We start from the raw sequence: 11,093 nt of genomic DNA on the forward strand, positions 1-11,093 counted from the left end.
AAAACATGGATTCTTTGCATAAAAATACATTTAAAAATCTTCTTGGGCTTTTGGCTTTGGTTTTCTTTGGGTTCCTTTTGTTTCAAATCATTTTACTTGTAATTGAAGTGATGAAAGGTCAATCATTGGAAACCTTGACTAAAAACCCCCAAAATATTGTAGATCATTACCAGGGAAAACAGTTATTAACGCTGCAAATGTTAAGTCATATATTTGCATTAATTATTCCAGCTGCAATGTTAAGTCTTTGGAGGAAAGATGTATCTTCCGGCTTATGCCCTTCCAATCCCACTATTTCCAGTTTATGGCTAAGCCTGTTCTTTTTCTTTGCCTGCATCCCCTTAGTTTGGTTAACTGCTCATATCAACCACCTCATTCCTTTACCGGAATGGATGAGTCAAACCGAAGACAGATTAGGCGATTTAATTAAAAAGATGTTAACCATGAATTCCCTAGCAGACCTTACCGTTGCAATTATAGTCGTAGGGCTGATCCCTGCTATAGGGGAAGAATGGATCTTTAGAGGAATTATCCAAACACAGCTTAGTAGAATTTTGCCAAATGCATGGATACACATCTTATTGAGTGCATTTATTTTTTCTGCCATCCACCTACAATTTGAAGGATTTTTACCAAGATTTCTGCTGGGATGTATATTAGGATTTGTCTATCGAATTACCGGTCACTTACTATATCCCATGTTCTTACACTTCGTCTTTAATACCAGTCAGGTTATTACTGTTTTTGTTGTTGGGCCGGAGGCAATTGACCAATTTGAAAAACCATCTGGTTCAGAAGATATGATTTGGGTTTATGGAGCAATCTCTGCTGTTCTCACGTCTTTGATTGCGTACCGGATGACAAAGTCACAAAAACTTAACCCTCATGCTTAAGCGAAGTATCACAGGACTAATCCTTGGAGTTGTGGTGATATCCACTATTCTATTTAACTTCTGGAGTGCATCAATATTGCTGTTGATCATTCTCCTTTTTAGTATTGGAGAATGGAATCGGCACTTTAATAATAGTTCCAATTTTGCTAAAACATTCTTAATGATTTTATCCATATCCACATTTGTTGGAATGGCCTTTCTAGTGAGTTTCTTTCCGGATTTCAGACACTTTGCCTTTTGGATTTCTGGAATTTCTGTTTTTTATATTTTTCTGGTTTTGTTTTTGGTTTTTTGGAAAAAAGAAAATGCTATTTTATGTGCGACCCCAACCAATGGATTTATTTATATTGTTTTGCCTTTAATTGCTGTAGTTCTATTTCTTAGCAAGGATTATTATCTATCTCGGTATTGGATTCTTGGTTTTATAATCATGAACTGGAGTAACGACACTTTTGCATATTTCACAGGTAAGGCCATAGGAAAAACACCCTTAGCGCCTTCCATTTCACCAAAGAAAACATGGGAAGGTTCTGCTGGAGGATTGATTGGATGCATCCTGGCTGCTTTCTTATGCAATTTCTTCATGATTCATTCAGGTTTTGAATTTTGGAAAATCTGCTTAATCGGAATTTTGATTTGTATAAGTGGATCGTTTGGAGACTTATATGAATCCTCACTTAAGCGAGCCGTAGACATTAAAGACAGCGGAGCAATCCTTCCGGGGCACGGGGGGTTTTTAGATCGATTCGACAGTTTCTTTTTCATCATTCCAACTGGTATATTTCTTGTAGGTTTGCTTACTCATTTAAAATAAATATCATGTACATTCATAAGGAGGGATTTAATTGGATTATTGGCACACTCATTTTTTATATTGTATTAATCTTTTGCCTCAATTATTTTTCCAGTATTTTATTGTGGCCGTTAGCCATCTTATTTGGGATTTTATTTTTACTGATTGTTAATTTCTTTAGAAACCCTGAACGAATTATTAAGGTAAAAAACAATGCACTTGTATATGCTCCCGCAGACGGGAAAGTAGTTGTTATTGAAGATACTTTTGAAGGAGAATATTTTAAAGATCAACGAAAACAGATTTCTGTTTTTATGAATCCTCTGAATGTTCATGTCAATCGCTATCCTATTGGAGGTGTTGTAACTTATTCAAAATATCACAAAGGAAAATATCTTGTGGCCTGGCATCCTAAGTCCTCTACCGAAAATGAAAGAACTACTGTAGTTATTAAGCGAGAAGACGGGACTGAAATTCTAATGAGACAGATTGCAGGAGCCCTGGCAAAAAGAATTTGCAACTATGCTAAAGAAGGAGATCAGGCAGAACAGGGAGGAGATATGGGATTTATAAAATTTGGATCGCGAGTTGATTTATACTTACCTCTGAATTCTAAAATCCTAGTTGACATAAACCAAAAAGTAGAAGGGAACTTGGATATTCTTGCAGAAATTATTGGGTAATCACCATTATTTGAGTGTTTTAGAATGACGAGTTAACCATTATTATTAAGGTCTTTTGAATTCTCAGCAGCCTGCACGACAAAAAAATCTTCTTGGTTTAAAATTGCATTTTAAATGATTATTATTGCTGTACTTGCTGTTAAACAAGATTTAATATAGGGGTATTTGATCCCTATTGTATATCACGCAAATATTAAGAAAATTAAATACACTCTTTCTTGTACATTTATAGATAATGGTGTATTAGATTTTGTCTTAAAAATAAATCCTGATTTATAATACAACGCTGATCTTTTAAAAAGTAGATTTAAGTATAGCTTAAGACCTATGAGTCAATATTTAGATATAGAGAATTTAATATTTGAAAATTAACCATCTATAAATATTAAACTCTCCCTTGGTGCGTAGTTAAAAAAATGCAATGTAGCTTCCGATTACAAATTAATTATTCTTAAAAAAAGTATACACATCCTTAAAACTACACATAAAATTCAATGACTAGTACTGTGTATAATTACCATCTCATTTCCCACACAATAAAAATAAATAAGCCGCTTTACGCGGCTCATTTATCTAACATTAATCAGAATAAAACGGGTTATAATAAAACAGGGATTAATTCTTTAACTTCTATATTTTTTTTAGTGTAACTACTTTGCCTCTAAAAAAATTAATTTTGAACAAGTATTTTTTTAGTAATTGGCCCAAGTAATGTTTCAGTTTTAATTAAATACAAACCATTTGCCAACCCTGTCAAATCAATCAACTCATGCTTAGGGTCAATTGCAGATTTTTTGAACATTTCCTTTCCATCCATACTAATTACGCTGTAAGAAATCATGCCATTTTTTCCATTGAGATGCAATATAAGATGGTCAGAAGCGGGATTTGGAAATACCAGTAACTGGGCTGGATCCAATACAACTTCTTTATTTTTTCTTTTGTCAATTTTAAGAACCAGGGTTTTATCCTCTAATTGCTTCAAATTTCCTTCTTCATCCTGAATGATAATTTCCTGGAAGTAGAAAGGCACTTCAATAATTCCATCATCATCACGGAAGGGATCAATATTGTCTTCCACAATAAAAACAAGAACTTCCGTCCCACCATGCCCACTGACTTTTTTACCATTTGCCCTAACAAATCCACTTTCAAGCCTGCCATCAAAAGGCTTTTTAAACATATTGAGCGTGTTACAGGAAGAAGCAAACCATCCATCATTGTAAAAGTCAACATATAAAGATGATTCGTTCACCACATCTTTATTGTAGTTTAACACATAGGAATAACCTGCTAAGTTTATTGCGGGATTGGCATCTTCACCCAATTGAACTTCAATCATCATCCAATCTCCAGAATCTACCTGACCAGAAAGATTTTCTAATAGAAAAGGAAAATCTCCCTTAGAAAAAACCTCTTTGGATATTAAAGAGTGGGTCTTATGATAAGAATTTGAAATAGCTAAGGTGTCTGAGGCAGTCACCTTACCGTCACCATTGGTATCGGCATTTTTTATATCTATTGATCTTCCAACCAACTCTTTACCCCAATTACTTCCACTATAAGACCTGAATGTTGAACCCTGATATGATCTAACAGGTCCTGATTGGCCCAATTCATAACCAATGTGCAGCAAATCTTTCATGTCCACACAACCACTTTGATCAACATCACCTGGCCATACACAGTCGCCAACACATTGCTTTGGACAATTCTTTGCTTCATAATAAACATCAACATCAAAATCCGCAGTCACACAACGGTTTGTGCCATTAATGCAATATTCAATTGTAAAATTATCAGGTGAAACGTCATTTAGTTTTGGGTAGTAGATCAGGCTATTGTACCCAATTACCTGACTTTGACACCCATTGTTGTAACTCACATTGATGGTATCCCACCCAGGATAAAATTTTACAGAATCGGAACTGGAAGAAAAATTATACGCATTTACAGGTACCTGATAATTAAGTAAAATTGGGGTGTTTCTTGGGGTGGCAATTTGATACGTATTTAAAGTCTGAGGTTCATAATCGCCAATGAAAATTCTTACCTCGGCAGTTTCACAGTTTTGTGGACAAACTTTGTAAGTAAAGGTTTGAACTCCTTTGTAATCTGTTTCGGGAACATATTTAAAGTTCCCAATATTGTCTAATTTGGTTAATGTTCCTCTGGCAGGGTCCTTATCTTTTAATACTGAGAATTTAGAGACAATGCTTTGCACATCATTGGCCGCAACATTAAATGTTATTTCTTTATTTACAGGGGTATATACTATATCCGGGACCAATATACTGTTTGGTTCCGCCATCGGATAAACACGCATAAAAACTTTACGACTCAATGTACCATTAACAAGGTTAAAGGTATCTTTACCATTAAAATTATTGAAAGGTTTGTAAATGAACGAAGCTCCATCAATTTTAACGGAACCATTTTTTGGATTTTGATTTAAGCTAAAGCCCTCTTTTGGCAAAGATTTTTGAACTGACTGATCTTCAGGAGTACCCAATAAAAGAGTATCCGTATTAGGCAGCTGGTTGGTGTCAATTACTGAGATATAAATGGTATTACTTTCACACAACCCAAAAGTATCGCACACTTTATGAACAATAGTGGCCGGGCCAATGTAGTCAGCTATTGGCGTAAACCTTATTACAGAATCATTAAGTTGACTGTAGGAAGATAAAAATTTGGTACTCGAAATACCTGAGATAAGAATTCTATTGGCTCCAGGAATGCTTGTAGAATCATTCCCCATAGGTTGAATGTCTACATTGGTTTGATTTTTATAGACAGTATAGAAATCAGATATTACTTCGAGATAAGAGTTTACATAACAATAAATGTAGGACTTCCACAATTTCTTGGCACCTTGACCGGGACCGTCAGAGTATTCAATAACCACTGTATCATTTCCAACAAAATTGAGTTCCGGATCATAAAAAACCTCATAGGAACTCCCATTCTTTATCAAGCTTAATTGACCGTGAGAAGAAGAATCCAGTACAGAAGGGAAATAACACCAGGAAATAATTTCAGAATGGTCGGAATTTTTTAGTTCTTTGATATGTTTGTAAACACCTTGACCAAAAAGATTAACCCCTGCCATGAGGAACAGAAAAAATACAATAGGCAAGGCTTTTGGCATGAACTACTTGTTTGACTGCAAATTTAACGCAAGATTTCATATTTCCAAATATTATATTCATATTTTTTTATTTAATATAACAATAATTTTCAATATATTAGATTATATTTTGATATACAAATAATTAAATATTATATATATTCATAATGTATAAAATAGAAAATCTGCCAATTATAATCCGTCAAAACACAAAAGAACCAAAAAACTCGTCAACATTTTAAATTTATTTCTTTAAAAAATTGCTAATCAATAATTAAAATATTAAACTAAAGTATTTTTTATATTTAATTGTATTTTAGTAATTTAAATATTTATAAATATATAATGCGTAAATTACTAAGATAACAATATGAAAATAAACCCAGACACAGCAAATACTTTAACTTGTATATGCTTAATATTCTGATAAATAGTTTAAAATGTTGATCTTCTTTAAATTAGCAGAATTTGGCTAAAACTATCAATATTGTAGTCTTAGGTTAAAATAACAATGCTGGCGTCCATATTTCCTCATCAAATCAATCCTGTTCATAAGCAACTATTACATTCGACATGGCTATGACCCAATTCAATCTTATAGCTTATATTTTGTGTAATTAATTAAAATTTTGATGAGTCCAATAGGTTGAACCTAATTAGTTTGATGGGGTTTCTAAGTTGAGGCTTGCCTTTGGCAGAAATTCAAAATGTGAATTCCGAATTAGCTTAAAATTTTGCATTTTAGTCTATAAGTCAGGGCATGGCTATCCCTGGATTGTAGTTTAGACAGTGTTTAATTTTTGTAATGTGAAGAGTTATATGCCAGAAAAGTATGGGCTGCAATCATTAACTGTTATTTTTTCTCTAAATTTGTCTTCTCCTCATCATGAAGGAAACAAAAATTTATCTTTTCCTCAGTAGTTTGACAGCAGTCCAACTAAATCGACTCACGCGTTATTTGGAATCTCCATATTTCAACCGAAATGAGAAATTATTAAAAATATACTATAGATTAGAAGCTCTTATACGTGAAGGTGCTGAACTTGATGTGAGTAAAAAAGAAATTTGGGAACTTATATATCCAAATGAAAATTATCATGACGAAAAATTCAGAAAACATTGTTCAGAACTTCTGGACTTAGGAGAAGCATTCCTTGCCCAACAAGTTTACGACGAAAACCCGGTACATCAAGCCAATTACTTATTACAAGCTGTTCATCAAAAACAAATAGAAAAATTATTCAACAGCTCTCAAACCAAAGCCATTTCTCTGGCAAAAAAACAATTAAATAAGGGTTCTTCACATTACTATTACCTCTATGAAATTGAAAAAAATCTATACAAACTAAATAATCTGGAAACCACCAGGGTACATAAAGGAACCATCAGTAAAATAAATCTTGCAGATATAGTAAACAATCTCGATTACTTTTACATTTCCGAGAAACTTAAATACTATTGTAGTTTGTTAAGCTGGAATAGAATTTCAGCTCTTGATTCCAAACTTTTGTTTATAAATGAAATAATTGAAATTGCCAGAAAAGATGAATTTAAGGAAATTCCCCCCATTGCCATATACTTAAAAATATACGACACTTTTATTGACAATGATAATATCAACAATTACTGGGAACTTAAAGAATTGATTGAAAACCATCTTGATCTGTTTCCATTAGACGAAGCAAAAGAAATTATTGAATCAGCCATCAATTATAACATTCGAAATTTAAACAAAAGTGTAGATTTTCAAATTGAGTTATTTGCATTGTATAAAAAATCATTGGAGAAGGAAATCATTTTTGTAAATAATGAAATTTCACCATGGACATTTAAAAACATCATAACGCTTACATTACGATTAAAAGAATTTGATTGGACGGAACAATTTATACAAGATTATTCGGAAAGACTCAACCCGCTGTACAAGGAGAATTCGGTCAATTACAACATGGCCCTTTTATATTATCATAAAAAAGATTTCAATAAGGTTATTCCATTATTGCAAAAAGTCGAATATGAAGAGTTATTTTATGGTTTGGATTCAAAAGCTATTATGATTTCCACATATTTTGAGTTAGATGAGATTCAAGTATTAACATCTTTTTTAGAAAGTTTTAAAAATTTTTTGAGCAGGGACAAGAGTTTAAATCAAAGTCGAAAATTGTCTTATTTGAATTTAGTTAAGTTTACTAAAAAATTGATTGATACCAACTTAAACAATGAAATAAAACTGGAAAAATTAAAAAATGATATCCTTAATGAAAGTACGGTAGGAAAACCTTGGCTTCTTGAAAAAGTAGAAGAATTGAGGCTATCTTTCCGCGTCTCCACCAGAAAATCAAACCGCTAATAAAATAATTTATGCAATTACTCCATCCGGAAAGTCGCGTACGCGTGCGCTTCAAAGATTGTGATCCACTGGGTCATCTCTATAATACACGGTTCTTAGAATATATGCTTGAGGCCCGAGAAGACCATGTCATTGATCATTACGATCTTAACCTTGAAGAATATGCCTCTCAAAAAGGTTTGGCGTGGGTGGTGGTTGGTCATCAGATTTCTTATTTTAAGGAAGCCAAAAGAAATGAATTTGTAAGAATTCGATCTGCCATGATATATTATGACCAGAAAACAGTTTTGAATGAATATCAAATGTGGGACGATGGTTTAAAAGAAATTAAATCTTTAATGTGGACACGCTTTCTACATATTGACTTAAACACCAAAAAGGTGAGTCCTCATGGAGAAGAGATGATGCATAAATTGTCTGAAATAAATATGAAAATAGATCAATTAGATTTTGAAGAAAGAGCCAAATATTTGCGTCTATTCCCCCTCTCGAAGTAAACTAAAAGAGTTAAAAAAACGCTCGGCATCATCGCTTAGTCGTTGATTGTAATCTGAGAAATATTGAAGACTTACCAAATGGTTTTTAAAAGGAATAACCGACATTTTTAAAACCGAACTATCTTCTCCATAACGAATTAAAAAAATTCTTGAAGGAATTCCTCCCATTTTGGTAGCGCTGCTATAAATCAATTCACCTTGAAGTTGTTCAGTCAATTGATCTTCTATTGTCTGACAAATGTGGTAAGCGCTTGAGTCACTCTCATCATTGAAGTTAATTTCAGGTGGATACTGAGTATGATTAGCAAGGTAAATTATTGAATGACTCCCTTCTCCAACAGTCACCATAAAAGATTCCAAATAGATGATTCCCAAGTCAGTATTCAAACTATCCATTGATATTTTGGGAGTGGAAGGCAGTTTAAACTGGTAGCCTGCAAGAATATCCTTATGAACGTACCACTCAAAAACTGAATAAACAAAAGCCAATAAAACTACCAAAATTTTCATTGCTCAATTAACGTAAGAAAGGTTAGGATATTATCCTCCAAAAATCCAATTCGAAACTGCTATATTTGCCAAAAATAAAGAGAAACATGAAATTTGATGTATTGGTTATTGGTTCAGGACCCGGGGGATATGTAGCCGCAATACGTGCTGCCCAATTAGGAAAAAATGTTGGCATAGTGGAACGGGAGTCCCTTGGTGGTATTTGTCTTAATTGGGGGTGTATTCCAACAAAGGCTCTTTTAAAATCTGCTCAAGTATTTGAATACATTAATCATGCATCAGATTATGGAATTAAAATAGCCGAAGCCAGTGCAGATTTTGGACAAATTGTCAAACGTAGTCGAAACGTAGCAGAAGGAATGAGTAAGGGCGTTCAATTTCTTATGAAAAAAAATAAGATTACTGTGATTATGGGAAATGCCAAACTTACCAAAAACAAGTCCGTAGAGGTAAAAGACGATACCGGCAAATCAACTATTTATACGGCAGACCACATCATTTTGGCAACGGGCGGACGCGCAAAACAACTCCCGAATCTTCCAATTGATGGTACACATGTAATTGATTACCGAAAGGCTATGAGTCTTGAGTCCTTGCCCAAAAGAATGGTTGTCGTGGGCGCAGGAGCTATTGGGGTTGAATTTGCATACTTTTACAAAAGTCTCGGAACAGATGTTACCATTGTAGAATTTATGGAACAGGGCCTGGTTCCACGTGAAGATGTTGACATCAGTAAAGAATTAACTAAAATATTCAAAAAGAAAGGAATACAGATTTTAGCTAATACTTCGGTCGAAAAAATTGAGCGCAGCAAAACAGGAGTAACCGTTTACGCAAAGGATCGTAAAGACGGAAAAGAGCACATTCTTGAGTGTGAAATAGTGCTTTCAGCGGCTGGAGTAACCCCTAATCTTGAAAATATTGGCCTTGAAGAAGCCGGAATTATCCTCGAAAAAGGCATGGTAAAAGTAGATGCGTTTTATCGTACCAATGTCCCAGGAATTTATGCGATAGGGGATATTGTTCCGGGACCAGCACTCGCACACGTAGCAAGTGCGGAAGGTATTACATGCATTGAAGCAATCTGCGGTCAGCATCCTGAGCCAATTGATTACAATAACATTCCTGGTTGTACCTATTGTTCTCCCGAGATCGCCTCAGTGGGTTTTACTGAAGCCGCTGCTTTAGCCGCAGGATATGAAATTAGAATTGGAAAATTTCCATTCTCTGCATCAGGCAAAGCCAGCGCAGCAGGTGCAAAAGAAGGATTTGTAAAAGTTATCTTTGATAAAAAGTATGGTGAATTTCTCGGGGCTCACATGATAGGAATGAATGTCACTGAAATGATTGCTGAAGTGGTTGTGGCGAGAAAACTGGAGACAACAGGGCATGAAATCATTAAATCCATCCATCCCCACCCTACCATGTCAGAAGCAATTATGGAAGCTGCTGCTGCTGCATACGGGGAAGTTATACACCTGTAAATCGGGATTTCAAAATGTTGAGAAGACTTTTTCCAGAAGACCTCAAGGAAAAGGAATTGAGTTTTACAAAACTAAACCTTCAGAAAATTGAAGTAACCTGTCATAAGTTATGTAATAGAATTGAGGAACGATTTCCTGAATCAGGATTATTTAGAATTTCTCAAGAATTATTGTTAATCACCCAACAGACTGAAAACAACATACGTAATATTGTTAAACCAATTTGGTGGTTACGATTTTTTTCCTATACCTGTTTGCTTATTTTTCTGACCATCCTTGGCTATGGAATGTTTTTAATTATTAACAACTTCACTTTAGGAATTGAGAATATTACCGAATTAATGCAAGGTGTTGAAAGTGGCACCAACGAATTAATCTTCATTGGAATTGTTGCCTATTTCTTATTTAACCTAGAAGGAAAATTCAAACGAAATCTTGCAATTAAATCACTACATCAGTTCCGTAGTCTGGCGCATGTTGTAGATATGCATCAACTTACAAAAGACCCCTCCGTCCTCATGAATAATAACAAAACAATATCTTCACCCGAGAGAACTTTTACCAAGTTTGAAATGGTGCGGTATCTGGACTATTGTTCTGAAATACTGGCATTAGTAGGTAAACTATCAGTAGTTTATGCACAGAATATGAATGATGAACGAGTTCTAAATAATGTTAACGATATTGAAAACATCACACAAAACCTTTCCAGTAAAATCTGGCAAAAAATAATGATCTTAGATTTGTCATAAA

9 protein-coding genes are annotated in these 11,093 nt (G+C 34.2%); 7 read left to right on the forward strand and 2 right to left on the reverse strand.

The window, feature by feature from the left end; translation table 11 throughout:
• Window positions 1–5: 5 nt before the first annotated feature.
• From IPJ83_13500 to IPJ83_13510, 3 genes are read left to right on the forward strand one after another with little or no spacing between them, the layout of a single operon-like run.
• A complete protein-coding gene (locus IPJ83_13500) occupies window positions 6–893 on the forward strand; it encodes a CPBP family intramembrane metalloprotease (protein ID MBK7881560.1) in 888 nt (295 codons plus the stop codon).
• Window positions 886–1,707 carry a phosphatidate cytidylyltransferase gene (locus tag IPJ83_13505; protein ID MBK7881561.1) on the forward strand — a complete coding sequence of 274 codons (822 nt, stop codon included), beginning with the start codon at window positions 886–888 and terminating at the stop codon, window positions 1,705–1,707. Before IPJ83_13500 ends, IPJ83_13505 begins: the two co-directional genes overlap by 8 nt.
• A gap of 5 nt (window positions 1,708–1,712) precedes the next feature.
• Window positions 1,713–2,369: a phosphatidylserine decarboxylase family protein gene (locus IPJ83_13510; protein MBK7881562.1), complete on the forward strand. Its 657-nt coding sequence runs from the start codon at window positions 1,713–1,715 to the stop codon at window positions 2,367–2,369.
• A gap of 670 nt (window positions 2,370–3,039) precedes the next feature.
• Here the strand turns inward: IPJ83_13510 and IPJ83_13515 are convergent.
• A complete protein-coding gene (locus IPJ83_13515; protein ID MBK7881563.1) occupies window positions 3,040–5,520 on the reverse strand; it encodes a T9SS type A sorting domain-containing protein in 2,481 nt (826 codons plus the stop codon).
• Window positions 5,521–6,385: 865 nt separating this feature from the next.
• Between IPJ83_13515 and IPJ83_13520 the strand changes: the two genes are divergently transcribed.
• Window positions 6,386–7,849 carry a hypothetical protein gene (locus IPJ83_13520; GenBank protein MBK7881564.1) on the forward strand — a complete coding sequence of 488 codons (1,464 nt, stop codon included), beginning with the start codon at window positions 6,386–6,388 and terminating at the stop codon, window positions 7,847–7,849.
• 11 nt (window positions 7,850–7,860) lie between these two features.
• Window positions 7,861–8,346, forward strand: coding sequence for an acyl-CoA thioesterase (locus IPJ83_13525; protein ID MBK7881565.1), 486 nt, complete (start codon window positions 7,861–7,863; stop codon window positions 8,344–8,346).
• Here IPJ83_13525 and IPJ83_13530 read toward each other — a convergent pair.
• Window positions 8,326–8,856, reverse strand: coding sequence for a hypothetical protein (locus tag IPJ83_13530; protein ID MBK7881566.1), 531 nt, complete (start codon window positions 8,854–8,856; stop codon window positions 8,326–8,328). The genes IPJ83_13525 and IPJ83_13530 overlap by 21 nt on opposite strands.
• A gap of 86 nt (window positions 8,857–8,942) precedes the next feature.
• On the opposite strand from IPJ83_13530, the gene lpdA reads away from it, so the two are divergent.
• Window positions 8,943–10,340, forward strand: coding sequence for a dihydrolipoyl dehydrogenase (lpdA, locus tag IPJ83_13535; protein ID MBK7881567.1), 1,398 nt, complete (start codon window positions 8,943–8,945; stop codon window positions 10,338–10,340).
• Window positions 10,341–10,354: 14 nt separating this feature from the next.
• Window positions 10,355–11,092 carry a hypothetical protein gene (locus IPJ83_13540; GenBank protein MBK7881568.1) on the forward strand — a complete coding sequence of 246 codons (738 nt, stop codon included), beginning with the start codon at window positions 10,355–10,357 and terminating at the stop codon, window positions 11,090–11,092.
• Window position 11,093: the final 1 nt, after the last annotated feature.

Origin of the sequence: Candidatus Vicinibacter proximus, assembly GCA_016713905.1 — a bacterium.
Taxonomy (GTDB): Bacteria; Bacteroidota; Bacteroidia; order Chitinophagales; family Saprospiraceae; genus Vicinibacter; species Vicinibacter proximus.

What these genes read in the sequence shown, in the direction of transcription:
- IPJ83_13500 (MBK7881560.1), top strand. Translation starts at nt 6, where the DNA reads ATGGATTCTTTGCATAAAAATACATTTAAAAATCTTCTTGGGCTTTTG.
- IPJ83_13505 (MBK7881561.1), top strand. Translation starts at nt 886, where the DNA reads ATGCTTAAGCGAAGTATCACAGGACTAATCCTTGGAGTTGTGGTGATA.
- IPJ83_13510 (MBK7881562.1), top strand. Translation starts at nt 1,713, where the DNA reads ATGTACATTCATAAGGAGGGATTTAATTGGATTATTGGCACACTCATT.
- IPJ83_13515 (MBK7881563.1), bottom strand. Translation starts at nt 5,520, where the DNA reads ATGCCAAAAGCCTTGCCTATTGTATTTTTTCTGTTCCTCATGGCAGGG.
- IPJ83_13520 (MBK7881564.1), top strand. Translation starts at nt 6,386, where the DNA reads ATGAAGGAAACAAAAATTTATCTTTTCCTCAGTAGTTTGACAGCAGTC.
- IPJ83_13525 (MBK7881565.1), top strand. Translation starts at nt 7,861, where the DNA reads ATGCAATTACTCCATCCGGAAAGTCGCGTACGCGTGCGCTTCAAAGAT.
- IPJ83_13530 (MBK7881566.1), bottom strand. Translation starts at nt 8,856, where the DNA reads ATGAAAATTTTGGTAGTTTTATTGGCTTTTGTTTATTCAGTTTTTGAG.
- lpdA (MBK7881567.1), top strand. Translation starts at nt 8,943, where the DNA reads ATGAAATTTGATGTATTGGTTATTGGTTCAGGACCCGGGGGATATGTA.
- IPJ83_13540 (MBK7881568.1), top strand. Translation starts at nt 10,355, where the DNA reads ATGTTGAGAAGACTTTTTCCAGAAGACCTCAAGGAAAAGGAATTGAGT.